A 24824-nucleotide genomic window follows, 5' to 3' on the forward strand; every position below is an offset into this window, starting at 1 on the left:
GTCATAATAGCAATTTGTTATTACGAATTAATTCTCAATATTGGCTTCAATAAACCATAAGAATTTATCAAGATCACGCGATGCTGCGGTAAACATATCGGCGGTGTCTTCGTCTTCAACTTCATCAATGGCTTTACGGATATCATTTGCAACGATAGCGTAACGATCAGCCAGTGCTTTTAAATGGTCTTGTACATCATGAATATCCAGAGGATAAGCTTTCAATGGGGTTTTCTTGCTGACAACTTGTGCGGTGCCTAATACAGTGCCACCTAATTGAACAATACGCTCTGCAAATTCATCGGTATGCTCATTTATGGTGTCACGGAAGCCGTCAACCATTTCATGAACAGAAATAAAGTTTCTACCACGCATATTCCAATGCGCTTGTTTTGTGATGAGAGATAGGTCGATAAACTGCGTCACCATTTGTTGCAGTAACTCGATAGCGTGCAGTTTTACGCTGTCATCGAGATTATTACGGGTATAAAGCAGAGTTGAAGGTGTGGATTTGACTAATTTAGCAGTACTCATAATCGTTCTCCCTAAATAATTAATAAATCAATATCTTAATTTCTGTAAATCATGATAGTGAATTATTAATGGTTAGTCTTATCGATTGATACTATTAAATTGATAGGTCATCTATTAAAAAAATCTAATCTATCGAAATAGTCTATTTAGGGTAAGACAATGAGCGCAAAATAGCAATGATAGGTCAGTAAAGTTATTATTTAATAAGTAAAAAGGATCATAAGATCCTTTTTAAATTAATATTTATTTCTTACTGAGTAAAATGAGTTAAATATCTATTTTACTTCCTCAATTTTGGTTTTACTTTTCATTGTTGTTGTTGAGCCAATAGAAGCTAAAACAATAAAGGCTAAGGCAACCCATTGTATTAACGTCAAATGTTCATGTAAGAAAATAATACCAATAAAGGCACCCATACAAGGCTCTAAGCTCATTAAAGTACCAAATGTTTTGGCGGGCAAGCGCGTAAGTGCGATCATTTCCAAGGTATAAGGAAACGCGGTTGATAAAATCGCAATCGCTAAGGCAATAGGTAAGATAGACCAGCTAAACATAATATCAGGGCTACTTTGTAATATGCCGATAGGCACAAAAATAAAAGCGGCTACTAATGAACCAATTGATACGGTTGCTGCACCATAGCCTTTTCCAGCACGTTGTCCGAATACGATATATAATGCCCACCCCACACCTGCGCCTAAGGCATAAAGAATACCTAGTGGGTCAAGGCCATGAATGTTATCACCAATAGGCAGCAATAATCCTAAGCCGGCGATGACTAAAATTATCCATAAAAAGTCGATAGCTCTGCGCGATGAAAACATTGCAACGGCTAAAGGGCCTGTAAATTCAAGAGCTACAGCAATACCTAGCGGGATAGTTTCAAGTGCAAGGTAGAAAAGATAATTCATGGCACCTAAAGATAAGCCATATAAAAACAGTGGCATAATTGACTCGCGATTAAATTTGAGTCGCCATGGTTTAAAGATAAAAAATAGGATCAAAGTCCCCAATAATAAGCGTAACGCTGTTACCGCAGGGGCACCAATAACTGGAAATAGGCTTTTAGCAAGGGATGCGCCACTTTGTATCGAAAGCATAGAAAGGAGCAAAAGAAGCACAGGGTAAAACACCTGTAATTTAGCTGAGTGTCTGGCTGACAACATCCTATAAAACCTCGTCAATAATCAATCGTATGTGTGCTCTGTTAGCGAGATAACAAATGATCGCATAATATAGAATAAATTTACGTGCTTTAATATAGTTATTTATTAATAAATATTTTTAGTTAAATTTAGTTGAATAAACTTAGCTAAAATATAAATTAATTAATATTTATTAAAATAAAAATTAGGATAATTTAAATATTAGATTTAATAATAATTAACAATATATGTACGATAAAAAGTGAAAAAATACTTTTTTTAACCTTTTTTATCAAAGTAGGCTTAAGTATAATTCAAAATTCGTTTTAACTAGCAAAATGAGAATAACAAATGAATAAAATAAAATCTATCGCAGTGTATTGTGGCTCTAGTTTAGGCGCATCATCTATTTATAAAGAACAGGCCATTATTTTTGCCAAAGAGCTGGTTAAACGTAATATCACCTTAATTTATGGTGGTGCAAGTGTAGGAATTATGGGGACACTCGCCGATACAGTATTAGCTGAAGGCGGAAAGGTGATAGGCGTTATTCCTACGCTATTAGAAGGGCGTGAAATATCTCATAATAATCTGACTGAACTGCATATTGTTGAGACCATGCATCAGCGTAAAAGTAAAATGATAGAACTGGCTGAAGGTTTTGTCGCTTTACCAGGTGGTTTTGGTACATTAGAAGAGTTTAGTGAAGTCTTTACATGGAGCCAAATTGGTTTGCATCAAAAACCATTGGGCATACTTAATATCAATCAGTTTTATTCACCATTATTAATGATGATTGATAAAATGGCAGACGAACAATTCTTACATGAAAAGTACCGCAATATGGCAATTGTAGAACAATGTCCTATTCAATTATTAGATAAATTTGAAACATATATTGCACCTCCAGTAAAAACCTACAACAAATAAAGGTAAAAAATGATAATAATAAGAAAAGCAATTTTGTCTGATGTAGAAGAAATTAATGACCTTTATACCCATTTATTTAATGAAATGGCTAATTTACAACCCGATCGATTAAAGCCGGGTAAGCAAGACGAAGCTTTTATTATTAATGGAATAAAAAATAATAAATTTCATCTTTTGGTCGCAGATTTAGATGGCAAAGTAATTGGATTTAGCATTGCACAAATTCAAGAAACGCCTATGTTTAACTGTTTAGTTCAACGTAAATATGCCTATATTTACGATATTGTTACTGATCCTACAATACGTAACCAAGGTGTCGGCCGTTTATTGCTAACTGCAATGAAAGAGTGGGCGATATCAGAAAAAATGACACATCTTGAGTTATCTGTATTAGCTGAAAATGGCGCAGCAAAACGTTTTTACGAACGTGAAGGGTTAAAAGAAGTGAGCACAGTGATGGGGATTGCTTTATAACAGACTAAATTTATATTAATTCTCATAGGATTAAGCGCATTGATAAAAATAAACCCGCTTAACGCGGGTTTATTACTTATATTATTCAGCTAAATTGTGGGTTTCCCCGCAATGATCGTACACAATACCCTGACATTTTCAACATCTTCTGCCGATATTTCAAACAGGTTTCTATCTAATACTATAAAATCGGCAAATTTTCCGACTTCTAATGATCCAATTTGAGTATCCATATCCAAAGCTTCTGCCGCATTAATGGTGGCTGCACGTAAGACTTCCACTAATGTCAGATTACGATCGTTATCAAGACGTGGACTTGTTGCATCTTTTTGGCGAGTCATCGCAACTTTAAAATCGTACCATTCATTAAGTGGATCAATCGGCCAGTCGCTACCAAAAGCTACGGTGACACCCGCATCAATAAATTTCCCTGCCGTTTCCAAATATTCACAGCGAGATTTACCAAGCATTTCAATATCTTTCTCGATATTGTTCTGATCTGCAGCAGCCCATTGGAAAGAGAGAAAAGGGTAAGTTTTTAATTGTGTAAAACGAGCGTAATCTTTTTCACACATCAATTCATTATGTGCAAGCCCCGGTCTAATGTCTTTTTCAGGTAACACTTTACGCATTTCACTGATAGCATCTAGAGCCGTACTAATTGCACCTTCAGCAACAGTATGAATATGAGGATGATAACCCGCACGCGCAATCTCAGTCACTAATGGTGTTAAAATTTCCGGTGAAAAATAGAGATCGCCAATATGTTCAGAGTCTTGCCAGTGTGGCGTGTCATCGGTGCCAACATTGATACGATAAGGTGAGTGTAAACGGGCTGTCATAATCGGCGCTTGTAATACACCATCAAGAAAAAGTTTGATATGACGGATTGCAACACTGGGTTGAGCTCCTTCACTGCGCTGATGCCATTGTGAAAAACGAGTTGCAGCATGGCGTACAGCGTTTGGAATAGCATCAATAGATGGCACATCATCAGGCGTAATTTCAACGGCATTTTCAACACGAAGAGTCAGTTCGCCAGCTTTTCTTAATGTATTAAAGGCGCGTAATTGAGGCTCACCCACACGCGCATCCATAATAGTGGTTACACCTTGTTCATTTAATCGTTTTTGAACATGACGGGCGATTTGTAGGTTTTGTGCTTCAGTGAGTGGTGGCAAGCTATCAATAGCTTGCATTGCAGGTGCGTCTTCAAGAATACCTATTGGTGTTCTATCACCATCACGTTCAATGTTTCCATCAGGAGGATCAGGTGTTTCCGCAGTGATATTTAACAGCGCTAAAGCGCGTGAATTAGCCAATACGCTATGGCAATCACTAGAAAAGAGCAAAATAGGGCGAGCTGTATTTAAGGTATCAAGGTGATAACGTGTCATTTGTACGCCTTCTGGTTGCATACCTTCACGATACCATGCAGAAACTTTTAGCCATTCGGTATCATTATCAATAAAGTTTTCATCAAGGTATTTCTGAATACGCAATAAAATGTCATCGATAGAGAGTGATTGATAATCAAGATGGCAACCCGCTAATGTTGCACCTCCCCAGAATGGGTGCATATGTGCATCAATAATGCCCGGCATGACCATTCTTCCTTGTAAATCAATCTGCTCAGTATTTTCATTACAGAAAGAAAGTAACTCCTCTCGTTTACCTGAAGCAATAATTACACCTTGGCTGATCGCGATAGCATCAACAATATTGTTATTATGATCAGCGGTATAAATAAGCCCGTTGTAATAGAGAGTGTCTGCAGTTTTAAATGTCATTCTTCTACCTTGTATTGCTTTTTTAGCACGTTGAGCTTGTGCTTAAATGATAGTTTTGCTTATAGGGCATCCTGTTGCGTTTTGACGCGGGCGGTCATAGTAGAATTAAATCAGAGTGAATACTACAAGCTTGTTACGTCGATTTAGCGAGAAATACGACTTAGAGGATGATTAAATTGCTAAGAAAATAGATTGATACCTCTATTTTTGGGAAGCGATAAGGTAAGTTTAAATAGGTTAGACTTACCTTATCTAGAATAAAAAGTAGTTAGTTATCTGGTAAATCGGCAGAGCATACTTCGCAATGTGGGTTTTTAGGTAGCTTAAACTCACGAAATTGCATTCGCATTGCGTCAAACATTAATACTTTGCCATGCAAGTTTTCACCGTAGCCAGTGAGTAACTTTATTGCTTCAACAGCTTGTAATGTGCCAATAGTACCCACAACAGGTGCCATTATGCCCGCTTCAACACAACTTAAAGCGTTGTCGCCAAAAAGATGGCTCAGACAACGATAGCAAGGCTCTTCATCTTGGTAAGTGAATACACTGATTTGACCTTCCATTCTAATCGCTGCACCAGATACTAGTGGTTTTTTTTGATGAAAGCAGAGGCGATTAAGCTGCTCGCGTACTGCCACATTATCCGTACAGTCCATTACGATATTATGTTGGCTAATAAGTTTATCTAAAGCCTCATCTTCAAGTAATGCATCAACGGTGTCTATTGTGACATGAGGATTAATTGCTTCTAATGTTACTTTTGCAGATAGTACTTTGGGTTGGCCAATCGTAGCGTCACGATGAAGAATTTGGCGCTGAAGATTAGAAAGGGAAACTGTATCAAAATCTAATAATGTGAGTTTTCCTACACCTGCGGCTGTAAGATATTGCGAAGCACTACATCCTAAGCCACCTGCGCCAACAATCAATACAGAGGCACTTTTCAGTGCCTCTTGACCATCAAAATCAAAGCCCCTTAATACAATCTGGCGATTGTAGCGCAGTGTTTCTTCATCGGTTAATTCGATACTCATAAAAACTATTCGCTTTTTAACAGAGAATTAAATAACTCGATTGTGACGGTTTCACCCGCAGCCACTTTACCACGCTCACGTTCTAAGACGATAAAGCAGTTAGCGACACTAAAGGAGCTATAAACGTGTGAGCCTTGGTGACCTGAAGTGTCTACTTGCCACACACCTTCTGCATTAATACTTGCGATACCACGTTGAAAATCAAGACGACCCACTGATTTTTTCAATGGTGATTGTGCTATGGCTTGGAAACGTTGTGGCGCTTTCCAATGACTAAAGCCTGATAACCGAGCGATCAAAGGCTGAACTAATTGATAGAATGTGACGGTTGCTGAGACAGGGTTACCCGGTAAACCGCAGAACCATGCATTGTGCAATCGACCAAATGCAAATGGTTTTCCCGGTTTAATGGCTAATTTCCAAAAACCAATCTCTCCAATTTCATCAAGAATTTGTTTGGTGTAATCTGCTTCACCTACAGAAACACCGCCACTGCTGATCACTAAATCTGCTTCTTGATCTGCTTTTTTAAAGGTTTCACGGAGTTTTTCAGGTGAGTCAGGAATAACGCCTAAATCTAAAACTTCACAACCTAATTTTTCAAGCATTAAGCGTACAGCAAAACGGTTAGTATCATATATTTGCCCCGTTTTTAATGGCTGACCGATAGTTTGTAATTCATCACCTGTTGAGAAAACGGCAACTTTTAAGCGTCGATAAACTTGTACAGTGGCGATCCCTAAAGAGGCGATTAATGGCAATTGTGCTGTTGAAAGCTTAGTGCCAGCAGATAATACAATATCGTTTTCTTTAATATCTTCACCAATACGGCGAATATTTTGGCCTTTCTTAGCAGGCTGTGAAAAATGAACACCATGTTCAGTGACTTCAGCTTCTTCTTGCATAATGACAGTATCAACGCCCGTAGGAACCATTGCTCCTGTCATAATGCGGACACATTGACCAGCAGGAAGTTCTCCCTCAAAAGGAATACCCGCAAACGATTTTCCTGCCACCGGAAGAGGAGTTTGGGTGTCTAAGTCAGCGTAACGAAGTCCGTAACCATCCATTGCAGAATTATCAAAAGGTGGAACATTGAGTGGAGATGTAATATCTGCACTTAGAATATAATCGGCTGCATTATTTAATGGGATGTTAAGGGTATCGGTAATTGCCAGCGGTTTTTCAAGTAGTTTTTCTAGCGCTTCATCAAGAGATAATAAACCGCTAACGTGACATTGACTCATCATATACTCCAAGATCTATCGAAATGTTCTGTTTTATTTCATGATACTAATCTATCACGATGGACATCATCATGTCAGAGATCATCTTGTGACTAGAAAGAAACGAAACGTATTATTACAAAAATGTTAACTGTTTGGGGTTAATGTGTTGCTCATTCTGTTATTAATGAACAGCACATTTAAAATGTATAAAACGATAAAACAAAATAATGGATATCAATGAATACTTCAAATCACCAAAGTCATTCAGCGCAAGCTTTTCATATCGCGTTTAGTGGTTTTCTTGCTTTAGTCGTTGCAATGGGGATAGGGCGCTTTACCTTTACACCACAAGTGCCATTGATGATTGCAGAATATCAATTGACGCTAACAAGTGCTGGTATTGTCGCTGCATTTAATTATCTTGGTTATCTTGCAGGCTCCTATGATGCAATGAAAGCAGTTAAAGGTGTGGGGTATCGTTTGTGGGCGGGGCTTTGGGGGGCGGTGATAATTACTCTGTTATCCGCTTTTTTAAATGACGCATTTACACACAGTATTGCTCGTTTTTTTATCGGTTGGGCAAGTGGTTGGACGTTGGTACTGGTGGCGTCATGGGCCAATGAATTATTGGCTCGCCTTAATCGCCCCGCATTAAGCGTTGCTGTTTATGCAGGAACAGGGGCAGGTATATTTATTAGCGGTATGCTCGCTGTATTAATTATGAAATGGCAAATGAATGCGATGACTGGGTGGCTTATTTATGGTTCGCTTGCTTTTATTTGTGCAATATATGTGAGTTACCACCTTCCTAAACCTTGGGCGATGAGTCGGGAAGAGGTAAAAATTGCACCTTTAACACTGACACCAGCAATGAAAAATTTGACTTTGGGTTATACCTTTGCGGGTTTTGGTTATATTTTACCAGCTACATTTCTTTCTCAAATGGCAGCAGAGCGCTTCCCAGGGAGCTTAATCGCACAATTTGTTTGGCCCATATTTGGTGCTTCTGCTGCATTATGTATCGGAATTGCCATTTTAACGCGTAATGTATTAAACACGCAGTTACGCTTAGCCATTACGCTTTGGTTACAAGCATTAGGTATTTTGATCGCAGAGTGGATACCGACAATAACAGGGCTTGCGATAGGTGCTTTTTTAATTGGTGGCGGTTTGATGTGTGCGGTACAACTTGCTTTTTTACGAGGTAGAGAGTTAGCACCTGATCATGGGCGTTATATGGCGGGTTTACTCACGACTTTTTATGCTATTGGACAATTAGTTGGTCCTATTGTTTCTTCGCTTTCAACGGCATTAACCGGGAAATTAGAACCTGCACTTTATGTTGCCTTTATTGTGTTGATAATCGGTGGTTTTCTGGTGTGTTTAAAAGAGAAAAAAAAGGCTTAATCTAAAAATAGTTCATACAAAAATGCAATAATTTCATAACGAAAAATGCGGTATCGCTGGATAATGTGATTCATGTCATCTAAAGTGTAGGCTGTTGTCGCTGACAGCGAAACAGATACTTCATTAATGTGTTTATCGGAGAGTCCAATGTCATCATTAAGTAAAGAGGCGCAATGGGTGCACGCTGCGTTAGTTGAACGCGGTTTGGAAACGCCTCTTCGTGAATCAAAGCTATCTCCAAGTGAGAGTAAACAGCAAATTGAACATCATATGACAGAAGTGATGAAGCTGTTAAATCTGGATTTAACTGACGATAGTTTAGCTGAAACGCCTCGTCGTATTGCTAAAATGTATGTTGATGAAATTTTCTCAGGACTGGATTATCACAACTTCCCAAAAATCACACTAATTGAAAATAAAATGCAAGTTGATGAAATGGTGACAGTACGAGATATCACATTAACCAGTACTTGCGAACATCACTTTGTTACCATTGATGGTAAGGCGATTGTGGCTTATATTCCAAAAGATAAAGTGATTGGTTTATCAAAAATTAATCGTATTGTGCAATTTTTTGCTCAACGTCCTCAAGTTCAAGAACGTTTAACCCAGCAAATTCTTATCGCATTACAAACGTTACTAGGCACAAAAAATGTGGCTGTTTCTATTGATGCGGTTCATTACTGTGTTAAAGCTCGTGGTATTCGTGATGCAACGAGTGCAACCACGACAACCTCGTTAGGTGGGTTATTTAAATCGAGTCAAAATACGCGTCAGGAATTTTTACGCGCTGTTCGTCACCTTTGAGATTTCAAATAAATGAATGAATCGTCTCATCAACGTATCGAAGCACTTGATGCGTTGAGAGGAATGGCGATCCTTGGCATTTTATTGCTCAATATTTCAGGTTTTGCCTTATTAAGAGTGGCTTCATTTAACCCGTTACATTCGGGGGAAGCCTCTTTTGGTGATCGTATAACATGGATGGCATTAAACCTTTTTGCCCAAGGCAAGTTCCTCTTTATTTTTGCGTTATTATTTGGTGGTACGCTTTACTTGCTATTACGCAAAGGAACACGTTTTAATTTATCGCGATTAGTTGTGTTAGCGTTGATTGGTGTTATTCACACACTATTTCTTTGGGAAGGTGATATCTTATTTCCATATAGTGTGTGTGGTTTATTTGTTTTTGTCTTTATCAAATCAATAACGACAAAGAACCAATTTATATTGGGAGCGATACTCTATTTTTGTGGCGCACTTATTTTAGGTGTGTTGTTTTATTATTATCGTGATTTTATTGATACCGTTTGGTACAGCACGCCATATTCCCAAATGGTTGAATCCGATTGGAAAACAGGGTCTTATTTAAATAGTGTTTATTATCGTTTGAATGAATTAAGTATTTTTGTTTTTAATTTGGTACGTCAATATAGTTGGTTTTTATTTGGCGCAATGTTGATGGGTGCTGCGCTAATGGCATCAGGTTGGTTACAGCAGAAATTTAGCCGTACACACTATGGTTATGTGGCACTTTGTTTTCTCTCAATCAGTTTAAGCTTACAAACGATTATTGTGCTGGTGGATTATTTTCTTGATTGGGATTATCGCTGGGCTGCGGTTTGGGCACAGCCTTTGACGATGTTGATCCAAGTTATACAAAGCTTGGGGTATATTGCGTTATTTTATTGGAGTTGGAATACAATTAGTCACTCTTATTTTGCCTATGCTTTACGTTGCGTAGGAAAAATGGCGCTGACGACCTATTTAATGCAAAGTCTTATCGGCATTATCCTATTTCAGCGGATGGGATTATTTAACCAATTTACCTTACCTGAACTGATGCCTTTTGTTGTGGTTATTTGGGCAATCAATATTGCTTTTGCCGTAATTTGGCTACGCTATTTTCCACAAGGCCCAATAGAGTGGATTTGGCGTAAATCAGCCTCAAAATTAGCGCAATTCTTTTAGATTTTCTCGTGATTATTGTCACTTAGAGGAAGTGATTCAACTTCCTCTGGTGAAACCGCGGGATATCCTTTAATGCCATCAGGAATAGATTGTATCGCGGGAATTGTTTCTGGCGGCCCTAAAAAGCGCGGCTCTCGATTTAGAATATATACATCAATTATTGCACCTGCTCTGGCAAATACCTCACGTATACGTACTTTAAACATGCTTTTAGGGGATGCAACTGCAAAACATTGCGCATCAATTCCTTTTTCTAATGCGATAAAAACGGCTCGTTCACAGTGAAAACGTTGTGTAATAATAGTAAAGCCATCAGTCCCAAAAACTTCTTTTGTCCGCACAACAGAATCAAGCGTTCTGAATCCTGCAAAATCCATTACGATACGAGAAGCCGGAATACCCGCTTTAATGAGATCTTTACGCATTGTATTAGGCTCATTATAGCTATGTTTTGCATTATCTCCGCTTAATAATAAATACTGGATTTTACCACTATTATAGGCATTAACAGCACCTTGGATGCGATATTGATAAAATTGGTTAATGTAACCACTGGTGTAATATTTTGATGTACCTAACACCATGCCCACTTTTTTAGCGGGTAACCTATCAATATCTTCAAAAATATAAGGATTTGTTTTCCACCCGATCCAGCGATCGCAGGCAATCAAGGTGACTGCAAGTAGAATAAAAAGTGTGAGAAAAAGATAAATGAGGCGTTTTAGCATGTCCTTGCCTTAATGACGCAAATAACAAATGACTTTCATAATGGTTAAGGCTACTTGAGCAGAGATAGGGAAGCAAGAAAAAAGCGCCTCATATTAAGTAATGATGCGCTTTTCAGAATGGTACTTAGTATTTAAAACGATTTAGAACGATGTTCTTTTGTAAATACGGTATTCAGGCTGCCAATAGTTGCGTTCAATTGCTTCTTCTAAGGCCGAATCTGATGTGACAGTAGCAACACCTTGTACTTGTGCTTCTTTTGCAACTTGTTTTGCAATATAACGCGAAACTTGTTGAATATCAGCCAGTAAAGGTAATAGTGAGCCGTCACCCTCTTTTGCCATTGGTGAGCAATCAGCTAATGCACGACTTGCAACCATTAACATGGCATCAGTCACACGTTTAGCACCACAGGCAATAACACCTAACCCAATGCCAGGGAAGATATAAGAGTTATTACATTGTGCAATTGGATACTCTTTATCTTTGTATTTTACAGGTGCAAATGGGCTACCAGTTGCAACTAAAGCTTGGCCATCTGTCCAATTAATAATATCTTCAGGGCGCGCTTCAACACGTGAAGTTGGATTAGATAATGGCATCACGATAGGGCGTTCACAGTGTTTGTGCATTTCACGAATAATTTCTTCAGTGAATAACCCAGCTTGTCCTGAAACACCAATTAAGATTGTTGGTTTTGCATTCTTAACCACTTCTAACAGCGAAATCGCATCGCTTTCTGTTTTCCAATCAGCAATGGCTTCACTTTTTTGGATAAGCTTGCTTTGGAAATCAAGTAAATTTGGTAGTTTATCAGTTAATAAGCCAAAACGGTCAACCATGAAGATACGCTCACGCGCTTGCTCATCGCTTAAGCCTTCAGATTTCATTTGGGCAATGATTTGCTCAGCAATACCACAACCCGCAGAGCCTGCACCTAAGAAAGTGACTGTTTGGTCTTTTAATTGGCGCCCCGCAGCACGGCTAGCCGCGATAAGACTACCTAAGGTAACAGACGCAGTACCTTGAATATCATCGTTAAAGCAACATAATTCATCACGATAACGGTTTAGTAAAGGCATCGCATTTTTTTGCGCGAAGTCTTCAAATTGCAGTAAAACATTTGGCCAGCGACGTTTAACAGCTTGAATAAATTCATCAACGAACTCGTTATATTCATCACCAGTAATACGAGGATGGCGCCATCCCATATATAGTGGATCGTTTAAGCGTTGTGGATTGTTAGTACCAACATCAAGTACAACAGGCAATGTGTACGCTGGGCTGATACCCCCACACGCGGTATATAAAGAGAGTTTACCAATAGGAATACCCATACCGCCGATACCTTGGTCACCTAGACCAAGAATACGTTCGCCATCAGTGACAACAATCACTTTTACGTTTTGTTTAGTGGCGTTTTGTAGCATATCGTCGATATTGGCGCGGTTAGGGTAAGAGATAAACAAACCGCGAGCACGACGATAAATATCAGAGAAATGTTCGCAAGCTTCACCCACTGTTGGTGTGTAAATGATTGGCATCATTTCAGTAAGGTGAGATTCCAATAAACGGTAAAACAGAGTTTCATTGGTGTCTTGGATGTTTCTTAGGTAAATGTGTTTGTCGTTATCGTTTTTGAAATCAAGATATTGGCGATAAGCGCGTTCAACCTGTTCTTCAATAGTTTCAACTGCTTCAGGCAGTAAACCATGTAAGTTAAAGGTGCTGCGTTCTTCTTCGCTGAAAGCACTACCTTTATTTAACAGGGGAAATTCAAGCAGGATTGGACCTGCATACGGGATGTAGAGAGGGCGTTTACTTTCGTGTTCCAGTTCCATGAAAAATACTCTTGTAAGGCAGTTAGTCACATGACAATTGTAGATCCTACAAAATAATAAAAATATGTACAGCTTATGTTATTTTTTTATGATTTTAATGCTTAGAAATGAGAGATAGATACAGTTGTTACAACTTTTTCTGGTAAGCATCAGCAAAATTTACATGCTGATGCTTTTTTAGGAGAGATTTTTAGAGGAATAAGTTAAAACTTTTTACAAAGTGATGCGTTGCATCTGGCGACAACCTAAAGCTGTTAATGTGGCTTGAGTTGCATCCCATTGTGTTAAGATTGTTTCTGCTTTTTCAATTAAGACCGCAGATTCAATTTCCATCACACTCTCACCTGCCATATTTAATAAAATTAATGCGGCTTGTAATGGCGGTAAGCTTGGGTTAAATGCGGCATTTTCTGCGTAGCTACCTTGGAAAATTTTGCCATTTTTCATTTGAACAGCAATACCACTGTGGGACTCACTATAAGGTGCATGGCTACGATTGGTAGCTTGTAGCGCCTGTTGTGCTAATTCACTAGGGTTATCAATTTTGTAACCGTGATTAACCTTATCCATTAATAAAGAGGTGATATTGAGATCCTTCGGGCCAAAGCTATCAGGTAAATAATCCCCTAATGTCGCTACTTTTCTACCAGGTAATTGGATCTGAATATGGGTGCCGCTGTTGAGTTCGTTCATAAACTGGCGACAATGACCACAAGGTGTATAGTTAACGGTGATTGAAATTAAGCGAGATTCATCACGTAGCCATGCGTGAGTTACCGCACTTTGTTCAGCATGGACTGTTTGTTGTAATGGTGCGCCAGCGAACTCCATATTGGCACCGAAGTAAAGATTACCACTTTCACCACGAGCAACCGCACCTACTTTGAAGTTAGAGATAGGCGCAACAGCACAAGCCGCAGCAACAGGCAAAAGTGCAAGGGCTAAGGCATCATCATTACATTGTAACTGTGTTTTTATGGCGTTGACCTGTTCTGCCGTGAACATTGCAGGGAATGCATCCTGCTCAAGATAAGGAGCAAGTGCGTGTTGTAACTGCGGAGATAAATCTGACCAAATTGCCTGAAAACGAGTATGCATACATGAGTCTCCCATTAATCTTTCTGTATTATAAGATTCTAGGCATCTTTACCCATTCTTATATGTGATGAAAATCATATTTTCAATGAAACAATTGCAACAAATTCATTAATTGAGAGATGTATCTCAAATTTATAGTAAAAATCCCCGAAATAAATTTAATTAAATCGGGGATTTAAGAATGGAGAGTAAGAAAGAGATCAACTATAAAGATGCAAAATAATAGGGAATATAAACGGAGCAAGTAAAGAAGTAATAATCCCACAGGTCATTAATGCTAATGAGCTATAAGCACCTTCGATATAATCCACTTCTGCAGCTCTTGCTGTTCCCACTGCATGCGAAACGGTTCCCATAGCTAAACCTCGAGAGGCGTGAGTCGGAATTCGCAATATCTTGAATAGAGTGTGACCAAAAATGGCACCTAAAATACCTACTGCAATAACACATGCAGCACTGATTGCAGGAATACCACCTATGGAGTCTGCGACTGCCATCGCGATAGGTGTTGTGACGGATTTCGGTAAGATTGATGCTGCGATTTCAGGTGTTGCACCAGCCCATAAGGCAATCGCAGTACCACTAGCCATGGCAGCAACACTACCAATAAAGCAAATACTAATTAATGATTTCCACTGTGCGCGAATTTGGTGTAATTGCTGATAAAGCGGGATAGCTAAAGCAACAACAGCAGGTTGTAGTAAGTCATTTAAAATACGGCTGCCTGCAAAATAATTTTCATAAGGTATTTTAGTTATTAATAAAATAGGAATAATCACCACAATAGCAATTAAAAGCGGATTTAAAATAGGCAATTTAAATCGGGCTGCAAGCTTACGAGCTAAGTAAAAAATAAAAATACTTAAAGGTAGTGACCACCAAATATTCATCAATATGGCTAACATTTTTTCTTCTCGCTTAACGCGTTATCGTCGTCTTTCTTTTTTGTTTCAACAATATCTTTAACTTGGTCTGGTTTTGAACCCACGATAATGCGTTCACGATGAACGTAGTGTGAGCAATATGCAACGAGTGCCATAACACCAAAGGTACTCACGACGCAGGCTAAAACGATGGGAAAAAGTTGCTGACTTAACAAATCATAATAGTTCATTACACCAACACCGATAGGGATAAAGAGTAATGACATGTTTTTTAATAGGATATTGGCACCGGGTTTAACCCAACGTAAAGGGATAAGCTGGAAAGCAAGTAGACCAAAAAGGATCAGTAAGCCAACAATACTGCCTGGAACCGCGAAGGGTAGAAGGGCTGAAATAAGATTACCAGCAAAGAGACAAAGATAAAGTACCAAAAAAGATCGTAGATAATGCCAAAGTGTAATCTGCAATCGTGCCCGTTTAGATTTCATAAGTAAGTGTCCCAAATCAACTAACAGAATTATCATACACCGATTTTGAAAGTGTGCTATGGATCACAATAAAAAAAGAGCGGGGCTCTAATAGAACCCCGCCATTTATTTACTTGGCAAATGAATTTTGGTTGTTATTTCACTTGTTGGCCCGGTTTTGCACCAGTATCTGGGCTGAGTAAGAAGATATCTTTATCACCTGGGCCGGCAGCCATTACCATGCCTTCTGAAATACCAAAACGCATTTTACGAGGTGCTAAGTTTGCCACCATTACTGTTAAGCGACCTTCTAACACTTTAGGATCTGGGTATGCTGTACGAATACCGGAAAATACTTGGCGAGTTTCTCCACCTAAGTCCAAAATTAATTTCAACAGTTTGTCTGAGCCTTCAACAAAATCTGCTTGTTTAATTTCAGCGATACGCATATCAATTTTTGCAAAATCATCAAACTTGATGGTTTCTTGGATCGGTGAATCAGCTAATGGACCAGTGACTTCTTTTACGGGTGCAATGGTACTTTTAGATGCTTCAACCATTGCATTGGCTTTATCCATTTCAATACGGTTAAACAGCGCTTTGAATTTAGTGATTTCTTGGCCTAACAGCGGTTGTGCAAGTGCATCCCATGTTAATTGAGTTTGCAAAAATGCTTCTGAACGTTCTGTTAGTGAAGGTAATACTGGTTTCAGATACGTCATCAACACGCGGAACAAGTTAATTCCCATGGTGCAGATTGCTTGTAACTGAGCGTCTTGACCTTCTTGTTTTGCCACTACCCAAGGTGCTTTTTCGTCAATATAACGGTTAGCTTCATCAGCTAATGCCATAATTTCACGAACGGCTTTACTAAATTCACGATTTTCGAATGATTGTGCAATGGTTTCTTGCATATCAACAAAGTGCTGATAAAGCTTAGCATCATCTAAAGAATCTGCTAATTTGCCATCAAAACGCTTGCTGATAAAACCAGCGGTACGTGATGCTAGGTTAACGACTTTATTTACGATGTCGCTATTTACGCGCTGAACAAAGTCTTCTAAGTTTAGGTCAATATCGTCAATGCGTGATGAAAGTTTTGCTGCATAATAATAACGTAGGCAATCAGCATCAAAATGATCAAGATAGGCACGAGCAGTAATAAATGTGCCACGAGACTTAGACATCTTGGCGCCATTTACAGTGACATAACCATGAACAAATAGGTTTGTTGGCTTGCGATATTCACTGCCTTCTAACATAGCAGGCCAGAATAAGCTGTGGAAATAGACGATATCTTTGCCAATAAAGTGATAAAGGTCAGCTTTGCTGTCTTTATTCCAAAACTCATCAAAATTTAAATCACCGCGTTTTTCACATAAGTTTAAGAATGAACTCATGTAGCCAATCGGTGCATCTAGCCATACATAGAAATATTTACCCGGTGCATCTGGAATTTCGAAACCGAAATAAGGCGCATCACGAGTGATATCCCATTGTTGTAAACCACTGTCGAACCATTCTTGCATTTTATTCGCAACTTGTTCTTGCAGTGCGCCTGAACGGATCCATGCTTGTAGCATGTTGCTGAATGCAGGTAAGTCAAAGAAGTAGTGTTCTGTTTCGCGCATTACAGGTGTTGATCCTGAAACGACAGAACGTGGATTAATTAATTCTGTAGGGCTGTATGTTGAGCCACATACTTCACAGTTATCACCGTATTGGTCTTGTGCTTTACATTTAGGGCACGTGCCTTTTACAAAACGGTCAGGAAGAAACATGCCTTTTTCTTCATCATACAGCTGAGAAATTGTTTTGCTTTTGATGTGACCATTTTTCTTCAGTGCTAGATAAATTTTCGTCGATAATTCACGACTTTCTTCACTGTGTGTAGAGTGATAATTATCATAGCTGATATTGAAGCCAGCAAAATCCTGCTGATGCTCTTTGCTCATTTCTTCAATCATGGCTTCTGGGGTTATACCCAATTGTTGAGCTTTCAACATAATTGGAGTGCCGTGGGCATCGTCAGCGCAGATGAAATGAACTTCTTTGCCGCGCATTCGTTGATAACGGACCCAGATATCTGCCTGAATGTGCTCAAGGATATGACCGAGATGAATTGAACCGTTAGCATAAGGTAACGCGCAGGTTACCAATAATTTATTCGCGACGTGAGACATAGTAAGGATCTTACTTCCATAAAATTAATAAAAGGGACTTTGATGGTAACCGATCCGTCATGATGTCGCTAGGGCAATAATGGAGTTTTTGCAAGAGAAATTTCAGTTGGCAAATTGAGGTAAGGCATTATCGTAGTCATCTACTATCTGATATGATAGATACACTCATATAGTTAATAAATAATGAAAACGAGAGGAGCCGGGATGAGTGATAAATCCCCCGAGCAGACCACCCCTGAGATTCTGAACGAAAAAGTTTCAGGTGTCTTGTCTACTTTTGAACACCCGACATTGAAACGTAATCTGCTTTCTCTAAAAGCATTACATCAATGTGCGATGATTGACGATGTTCTTCATATCGAATTAGTGATGCCATTTGTTTGGAAAAAACCTTTCCAAGCGCTAATCGAAGAAAAGACAGCTGAACTTCGTGACATCACAGGCGCAAAAGCGATTGAATGGAAACTCAAGCATAATATTTCAACCTTACGTCGTGCAAATGATCTGCCTGGCGTTAATGGTGTGCGTAATATTCTTGCTGTGAGCTCTGGTAAAGGTGGTGTAGGTAAATCAAGTACAGCCGTTAACCTTGCATTAGCTCTTGCACAAGAAGGTGCTAAAGTGGGTATCCTTGATGCGGATATTTATGGGCCGTCTATTCCTAATATGTTAGGTACCACAATGGAGCGTCCAACGTCTCCTGATGGACAACATATGGCGCCAATTATGGCTTATGGATTAGCGTCTAACTCTATCGGTTATTTAGTGACTGATGATAATGCGATGGTATGGCGTGGTCCTATGGCAAGCAAGGCGTTAATGCAAATGCTCCAAGATACGTTGTGGCCTGACTTAGATTATCTCGTTATCGATATGCCACCAGGAACAGGTGATATTCAATTAACCTTATCCCAAAATATCCCTGTAACCGCAGCGGTTGTGGTAACAACACCTCAAGATATTGCGCTGGTGGATGCAATGAAAGGGATTGTCATGTTTAAGAAAGTCAATGTGCCTGTATTAGGTATCATTGAAAACATGAGTGCGCATATTTGTAGTAACTGTGGTCACCTTGAGCCTATCTTTGGTACCGGTGGCGCGGCGAAATTGGCAGAGAAATATCATTGCCAATTATTAGGTCAAGTTCCTCTTCATATCTCTTTACGTGAAGACTTAGACCGTGGACAGCCAACAGTGATGCGTGATCCAGAAGGTGAATTTGCTGATATTTATCGCGAAATAGCGTCAACCGTTTCTGCTCAAATGTATTGGGATGGTGATGCAATTCCAACGGAAATTTCTTTCCGCGCAGTGTAATCGCAGTAGAATAATGCCTGAAATTATTTGCTGATTTAAATGGAGAGTCATTTGGCTTTCCATTTTTTACATGTGATTTCCGGCTGTTTTTGATAAAAAACAAATAGATTTCTGGTTTTACGCTGGAACCAGAGTGATTTCAAAACTATAATCTGCGCTAGCGTAATATTTACATATTATTACGTTATCCCTCTTTTTATTTCAAACCAGGTTTTTGATTATGGCTGACACAGCACATCAGTGCACAATTGTAGGTATCGCTGGAGCTTCTGCTTCGGGTAAAAGTCTTATTGCAAGTACGCTTTACCGTGAATTAAGAGCGCAAGTAGGTGATCATAATATCGGTGTGATACCAGAAGATTGTTATTATCGTGACCAAAGTGATTTAACGATGGAAGAACGATATAAGGTCAATTATGACCACCCAAATTCGATGGATCACTCACTTTTATACCAACATTTGTGTGAATTAAAAGCAGGAAAAGCCATCGAACTCCCCCAATATGATTACGTCGCTCACACACGCAAAGCAGAATCCATTCCTTTTAGACCAAAAAAAGTTATCATCATTGAAGGCATTTTGTTATTAACAGACAAACGCCTACGTGAAGAGATGGATTTTTCTATTTTTGTTGATACGCCATTAGATATCTGTTTAATGCGTAGAATTAAACGTGATGTAAATGAACGTGGGCGTAGCTTAGACTCAGTCATTGAACAATATAATAAAACTGTTCGTCCGATGTTTTTCCAGTTTATTGAACCTTCTAAACAATATGCCGATATTATTGTGCCAAGAGGGGGTAAAAACCGCGTTGCGATTGATATTCTGAAAGCAAAAATAGGGCAGTTCTGCGAATAATAGGTTCATTTATGGGCAGCTTTCATGCATGATGAAACTGCCTAATTAACTTGAAGAAGGAAATAAAATGCGATTATGCGACCGTGATATTATTCAGTGGCTGGATGAAGGTAAATTAGTCATTGAGCCTCGCCCGCCTGTCGAGCGAATTAACGGCGCAACAGCAGATGTTCGCTTAGGAAACCAGTTTCGTGTTTTCCAAGGACATACTGCCGCTTATATTGATCTGAGTGGCCCAAAAGCTGAAGTGAATGCTGCATTAGAACGTGTGATGAGTGATGAAATTGTTTTACCTGAAGGTGAAGCGTTTTACTTACATCCTGGTGAATTAGCATTAGCTGTGACACTTGAGTCAGTCACATTACCTGATAATGTGGTGGGATGGTTAGATGGACGCTCATCATTAGCACGCTTAGGTTTGATGGTGCACGTTACTGCACATCGTATTGATCCTGGTTGGCATGGACAAATCGTATTAGAATTCTTTAATTCAGGTAAACTGCCTCTTGCATTAAGACCGGGCATGGTGATTGGCGCATTAAGCTTTGAACCTATGTCAGGCCCTGCGGATAGACCTTATAATCGTCGTCAAGATGCTAAGTATAAAAATCAACAAGGTGCGGTAGGTAGTCGAATTAGTGAAGATTAACTATCTTTATAATCATCATTATCAGATTTCACTAAACGGGTAATTATATGAAAAGGTTTTTGACAACACTGGCTATTTTGCTTGTGGTTATTTTGGCAGGCTTAACAGCATTAGTTTTACTCATTAACCCTAATGATTTCCGTGGATATCTTGTTGAAAGAGTTGAAAAACAAAGCGGTTATAAACTTACATTACAAGATGATATGCGTTGGCATGTTTGGCCAAAACTGAGCATTATCAGTGGTAAAATGTCATTGACAGCACCTGGTGCTGAAATGCCTTTAATTACAGCGGATAATATGCGTCTGGATGTTGAGTTATTACCGCTTCTTTCTCATCAACTTGAAGTAAAAGAAGTCATGCTTAAAGGTGCCGTAGTACGTCAAACACCCGAAAGTAAGGCTATTCCGAAAATAGTTTCTCCTTCTACACCTAAAGATGTTTCTCACCCAGTGATTGAAACAAGAGCGAATAATTGGCAGTTAAATATTGCCAAAGTTAAAATTTCAGACAGCTTAATTATTTGGCAAATGAAAGATGGCGAGCAGCTTAATTTGCGTGATATTAATTTATCGCTGAAAACAGATGATAAAAAACAAATTAATCTAGAGATGAGTACGAAAGTAAATCGTGATCGTCGTGAGATAACGCTAAATGTTGCTGCTAATGCTAATATGAACAGCTATCCTTACCAAATCAATGGTACGATCACGCAGTTAGATTATGCATTATCCGGAGTGGAAATCCCTGAAAATGGCATAACAGGAAGTTTGACTTCGGATTTTATGATCCAAAATGAGGGTGTGAGAAAAATTTCATTTGATAACCTAAATCTCACTGCTAATGATAGTCAATTACAAGGCAGTGTTAGTGCAGAGTTTGCAAATAAAACACGTTATCAGGTTGATTTAAAAGGTGAACAATTAAATTTAAATACGTTGTTACCAGAGTTAGCAGCGACTAAAACAACTGAAACCGCATTATTGGTTCCTAAAGATAATAAAATACCATCATCATTTTCATTATTTAATACTGCGCATGCGGCCCCAGCACCAAATGCCACGATTATGGCCAAGCCGGTTATTACTTCAGTGACTATTGAAAATAAAGAATATGATTTAAGCCATTGGGGCGATATTGAATTTACGCTGAAATTAGCACTAAATAAGCTCCTTTATAAAGATTTAGAGATTAATCATTTTAAACTTGATGCGCTAAATAACCCTAATTCGCTAAATATTCAAACTTTAACAGGAAAAATTCTTCAGGGTGATTTTTCACTTCCTACCGTGATTTCTACAAGTATTGTGCCAGCACATATTAGTATGGATATCACAATGAATAATATTCCGTTACAACCTCTATTGCATGCGTTCAATCAGCCTGAAAATTTCAGTGGATTAATTTCAGCTAAAGGAAATGTCGAAGGTGCGGGATATAACCGAAAAGCCTTTTATCATTACTGGCAGGGCACCCTGAATACCTCATTAACTCAATTTAAGATGCAGGGCTTAAATGTCCCTCAGGTGATCCAGCAATCTATTGCTCAAGCGACAGATAAAGTGATTTATCCTGAAGATATCGAAAGTTACACTCAAGCAGATAATGTCATTGCCCAATTTAAATTAACACCCAAAGGACAATTGGCGGTTAATTCCCTTGATGCTCAAGCTGATGCTTATCAAATTAAAGGGCAGGGTAAAGTTAACCTTCAACGTCATGATCTTGATGTAACATTATTGGTTAATATTAAAAAAGGGTGGGGTAAAGAAAATGAATTTATCCGCCAACTGGCTAAAATTGATATTCCATTAAGACTTTATGGGGATTGGAATGCGGTGCAATATGAGCTCAATGTTGAAAAATTATTGCGCGATCAATTACAGCAAAAAGCGAAACAAGCTATCGATAATTGGCTGAATAAGCAAGATGCTGAAAGCCCAGAAGTAAAAGCACTTAATCAGCTATTGAAGAAAATTTAATTTCACGACTTTTAACTTCATCACACTCTTAATAAAAGCACACAATTTTGATAATTGTGTGCTTTTTGCTTTATATCTATCATTTAATTTACGTTTTGAATGAAAAGTAAGCATTCGTGCTATATCTATACAAAAAAATAGTCGTTTTTTTTGATATATGTCATACACTGCAACGTTGCCTTTGGGCAGAGTGTGTCAATCGCACTAAACGCAAAAATGATGATAAAAATAAAAAACTTCATTTTATAAATGATTACTTTAGACAGGATAAATAAATGATTGAAATTCTTATCGGCGCCTTAGTTGCTGTAGGCGTTGGACGCTATATTGTAAAAGGCTATTCACCAACCGGCGTTTTAATGACAGGTGGTCTGTTATTACTGATCATCAGCGTTATTATGGGAAGGGCTGTTTTACCTGCAAGTGCAACTGCGACAGGCTACGGCTTAATCGATATTGTTGAGTATGTGAAAAATCTACTAATGAGCCGTGGTGGCGATTTAGGTATGATGATCATGATACTTTGTGGTTTTGCTTCTTATATGACACACATTGGTGCTAATGATGTTGTTGTTAAATTAGCATCACGCCCGCTGAAAATGATCAACTCACCTTATCTGCTGATGGTTGCTGCTTATATTGTTGCATGCCTAATGTCACTGGCCGTTTCATCAGCAACAGGTTTAGGGGTGTTGTTAATGGCAACACTGTTCCCTGTTATGGTGAATATGGGAATTAGTCGCGGTGCGGCAGCTGCAATTTGTGCGTCTCCAGCCTCTATCATTTTAGCGCCAACATCAGGCGATGTTATTTTAGCTGCTGAAGCATCTCAAATGCCACTGATTGATTTTGCATTTAAAACCACATTACCTATCTCTATTGCTGCAATTATTGGTATGTGTATTGCACACTTCTTCTGGCAACGTTACCTTGACCGCAAAGAGCACATTGAAACTGAAATGTTAGACGTGAATGAAATCAAAACTCACGCACCAAGTTTCTATGCTATTTTACCTTTTACGCCAATCATTGGTGTTTTAGTTTTTGATGGTAAATGGTTACCAGAGCTTCATATCGTTGCCATTATTATCATCTGTATGATTTTAGCCGCTATTATCGAATTTATTCGTAGCTTCAGTGCAAAACAAGTTTTTGAAGGTTTAGAAGTTGCTTACCGCGGCATGGCAGATGCATTTGCTCAAGTTGTTATGTTATTAGTTGCTGCGGGAGTATTTGCTCAAGGCTTAACAACTGTTGGTTTTATTAATGCCTTAATTGAAGGAGCTCAGTCATTAGGCTCAGGTGCCATTGTGATGATGATTGCACTGGTATTAATTACGATGTTAGCTGCAATGACAACGGGCTCTGGGAATGCACCATTCTATGCTTTTGTTGAATTAATTCCTCGCTTAGCAAGCAATATGGGTGTTAACCCAGCTTATTTAACTATTCCTATGTTACAAGCTTCAAACTTAGGCCGTACATTATCGCCTGTTTCTGGTGTTGTGGTTGCGGTATCTGGTATGGCAAAAATTTCACCGTTTGAAGTGATGAAACGTGTTTCTGTACCAGTATTAGTAGGGTTGATTATTGTTATTGTTGCGACAGAAATTCTGGTACCCAGTACACTAGGTTAACTATTAACTAATTGAATTAATAGAAAATTATTGTTTTAAATTTTATTGACGGGCTTTGTCATTAAACAAAGCCCGTTTTTTATTGGAAAAGATTAAAAAATCTTGCCTTATACTTTCTCATAACATCTGTAAATAGATAAATAAATATAATAAATATTACTCTACTCTCATTTAGAGTGATTAGATATATTTATGTTAAGAGTTCTCTATATATAATTAAATTTCACTTTAAATATTCTATTAATATCTCACGTTGCATTAAAGTTGGATTATTCTTATGTAACAAATTGTATCCAAAGAAAATATTATTTTTCGGCTAGTGTCTGTAAAAATGAACTGTAAATTTATTATCAATATAAATAAGAATAACTACTTATTTATTACTATTTTTTTACTATTAAATCACGTTTAAAAATAAACATGTTTAATTTAATTTATGCATTGTGGTATGTTTGGCTTAAATTATTGGTAAGTATTGTTTAAATACGCTGTTTTATTGGCTAAAAATGATGCTATGGGTAATGAATTGACAATCACACCTTATATGCTTTGGTTTACAGCAAAGGGCGGTAGCGTGTTTTATGGTGATTAATAGGGGTAATTCAACAGTAGATAACCACTGAAAAAATATACTATTGATCAATTAAATACATAATAAAGAG

At 38.4% G+C, this 24824-nt stretch carries 21 protein-coding genes; 10 read left to right on the top strand and 11 right to left on the bottom strand.

Features of this window, described 5'->3' with window-relative positions; translation table 11 throughout:
• Positions 1-27: 27 nt before the first annotated feature.
• Together dps and rhtA are read right to left on the bottom strand one after the other, a co-directional pair.
• Positions 28-534 carry a DNA starvation/stationary phase protection protein Dps gene (gene dps / locus GTH24_RS05685; protein ID WP_072070537.1) on the bottom strand — a complete coding sequence of 169 codons (507 nt, stop codon included), beginning with the start codon at positions 532-534 and terminating at the stop codon, positions 28-30.
• Positions 535-809: 275 nt separating this feature from the next.
• A complete protein-coding gene (rhtA, locus tag GTH24_RS05690) occupies positions 810-1700 on the bottom strand; it encodes a threonine/homoserine exporter RhtA (RefSeq protein WP_072070536.1) in 891 nt (296 codons plus the stop codon).
• 330 nt (positions 1701-2030) lie between these two features.
• On the opposite strand from rhtA, the gene GTH24_RS05695 reads away from it, so the two are divergent.
• A complete protein-coding gene (locus GTH24_RS05695) occupies positions 2031-2609 on the top strand; it encodes a TIGR00730 family Rossman fold protein (protein WP_072070535.1) in 579 nt (192 codons plus the stop codon).
• A gap of 9 nt (positions 2610-2618) precedes the next feature.
• Positions 2619-3083, top strand: a complete 465-nt coding sequence (locus GTH24_RS05700) for a GNAT family N-acetyltransferase (protein WP_072070534.1) — start codon at positions 2619-2621, stop codon at positions 3081-3083.
• Positions 3084-3172: 89 nt separating this feature from the next.
• Here GTH24_RS05700 and GTH24_RS05705 read toward each other — a convergent pair whose 3' ends face one another.
• The 3 genes from GTH24_RS05705 to moeA form a co-directional block, all read right to left on the bottom strand.
• Positions 3173-4873 carry an amidohydrolase gene (locus tag GTH24_RS05705; protein WP_164526050.1) on the bottom strand — a complete coding sequence of 567 codons (1701 nt, stop codon included), beginning with the start codon at positions 4871-4873 and terminating at the stop codon, positions 3173-3175.
• Between the two features lie 268 nt (positions 4874-5141).
• Positions 5142-5909 (bottom strand): molybdopterin-synthase adenylyltransferase MoeB, encoded by a 768-nt coding sequence (moeB, locus tag GTH24_RS05710; RefSeq protein WP_072070532.1) that lies wholly within the window; start codon positions 5907-5909, stop codon positions 5142-5144.
• A gap of 5 nt (positions 5910-5914) precedes the next feature.
• Positions 5915-7156 (bottom strand): molybdopterin molybdotransferase MoeA, encoded by a 1242-nt coding sequence (gene moeA / locus GTH24_RS05715; RefSeq protein ID WP_072070531.1) that lies wholly within the window; start codon positions 7154-7156, stop codon positions 5915-5917.
• A 219-nt stretch (positions 7157-7375) separates the two neighbouring features.
• Between moeA and GTH24_RS05720 the strand changes: the two genes are divergently transcribed.
• The 3 genes from GTH24_RS05720 to yeiB all read left to right on the top strand — a co-directional run bounded on the left by GTH24_RS05720 (position 7376) and on the right by yeiB (position 10516).
• Positions 7376-8545, top strand: a complete 1170-nt coding sequence (locus GTH24_RS05720) for a YbfB/YjiJ family MFS transporter (protein ID WP_164526051.1) — start codon at positions 7376-7378, stop codon at positions 8543-8545.
• Between the two features lie 147 nt (positions 8546-8692).
• Entirely contained in the window at positions 8693-9352 is a 660-nt protein-coding gene (gene folE, locus GTH24_RS05725) for a GTP cyclohydrolase I FolE (RefSeq protein WP_072070529.1), read from the top strand.
• Between the two features lie 12 nt (positions 9353-9364).
• Complete coding sequence (gene yeiB / locus GTH24_RS05730; protein ID WP_072070528.1) at positions 9365-10516, top strand: DUF418 domain-containing protein YeiB; 1152 nt, start codon at positions 9365-9367, stop codon at positions 10514-10516.
• Here the strand turns inward: yeiB and sanA are convergent.
• From sanA to metG, 6 genes are all read right to left on the bottom strand, one after another.
• Entirely contained in the window at positions 10513-11244 is a 732-nt protein-coding gene (gene sanA, locus GTH24_RS05735) for an outer membrane permeability protein SanA (protein ID WP_072070527.1), read from the bottom strand. The two genes, yeiB and sanA, sit on opposite strands and share 4 nt — an antisense overlap.
• Positions 11245-11385: 141 nt before the next feature.
• Positions 11386-13083 (bottom strand): NAD-dependent malic enzyme, encoded by a 1698-nt coding sequence (locus GTH24_RS05740; RefSeq protein WP_072070526.1) that lies wholly within the window; start codon positions 13081-13083, stop codon positions 11386-11388.
• A gap of 213 nt (positions 13084-13296) precedes the next feature.
• Complete coding sequence (cdd, locus tag GTH24_RS05745) at positions 13297-14181, bottom strand: cytidine deaminase (RefSeq protein WP_164526052.1); 885 nt, start codon at positions 14179-14181, stop codon at positions 13297-13299.
• Positions 14182-14381: 200 nt separating this feature from the next.
• Positions 14382-15077, bottom strand: a complete 696-nt coding sequence (locus GTH24_RS05750; protein ID WP_072070598.1) for a CidB/LrgB family autolysis modulator — start codon at positions 15075-15077, stop codon at positions 14382-14384.
• 2 nt (positions 15078-15079) lie between these two features.
• Entirely contained in the window at positions 15080-15553 is a 474-nt protein-coding gene (locus tag GTH24_RS05755; protein WP_072070524.1) for a CidA/LrgA family protein, read from the bottom strand.
• Between the two features lie 134 nt (positions 15554-15687).
• On the bottom strand, positions 15688-17715 hold the full coding sequence (gene metG / locus GTH24_RS05760) for a methionine--tRNA ligase (RefSeq protein ID WP_072070523.1): 2028 nt from the start codon (positions 17713-17715) through the stop codon (positions 15688-15690).
• Positions 17716-17919: 204 nt separating this feature from the next.
• On the opposite strand from metG, the gene apbC reads away from it, so the two are divergent.
• The 5 genes from apbC to dcuC all read left to right on the top strand — a co-directional run bounded on the left by apbC (position 17920) and on the right by dcuC (position 24162).
• Positions 17920-19032 (top strand): iron-sulfur cluster carrier protein ApbC, encoded by a 1113-nt coding sequence (gene apbC, locus GTH24_RS05765; RefSeq protein ID WP_115350896.1) that lies wholly within the window; start codon positions 17920-17922, stop codon positions 19030-19032.
• Positions 19033-19252: 220 nt separating this feature from the next.
• Positions 19253-19894 carry a uridine kinase gene (gene udk / locus GTH24_RS05770; RefSeq protein WP_072070521.1) on the top strand — a complete coding sequence of 214 codons (642 nt, stop codon included), beginning with the start codon at positions 19253-19255 and terminating at the stop codon, positions 19892-19894.
• Between the two features lie 67 nt (positions 19895-19961).
• Positions 19962-20543 (top strand): dCTP deaminase, encoded by a 582-nt coding sequence (gene dcd, locus GTH24_RS05775; protein WP_072070520.1) that lies wholly within the window; start codon positions 19962-19964, stop codon positions 20541-20543.
• Positions 20544-20590: 47 nt separating this feature from the next.
• Positions 20591-22525, top strand: coding sequence for an outer membrane assembly protein AsmA (gene asmA, locus GTH24_RS05780; protein WP_164526053.1), 1935 nt, complete (start codon positions 20591-20593; stop codon positions 22523-22525).
• A 275-nt stretch (positions 22526-22800) separates the two neighbouring features.
• Positions 22801-24162, top strand: coding sequence for an anaerobic C4-dicarboxylate transporter DcuC (dcuC, locus tag GTH24_RS05785; RefSeq protein WP_072070517.1), 1362 nt, complete (start codon positions 22801-22803; stop codon positions 24160-24162).
• Positions 24163-24824 lie beyond the last annotated feature (662 nt).

Source organism: Proteus vulgaris, assembly GCF_011045815.1.
Taxonomy (GTDB): Bacteria; Pseudomonadota; Gammaproteobacteria; order Enterobacterales; family Enterobacteriaceae; genus Proteus; species Proteus vulgaris_B.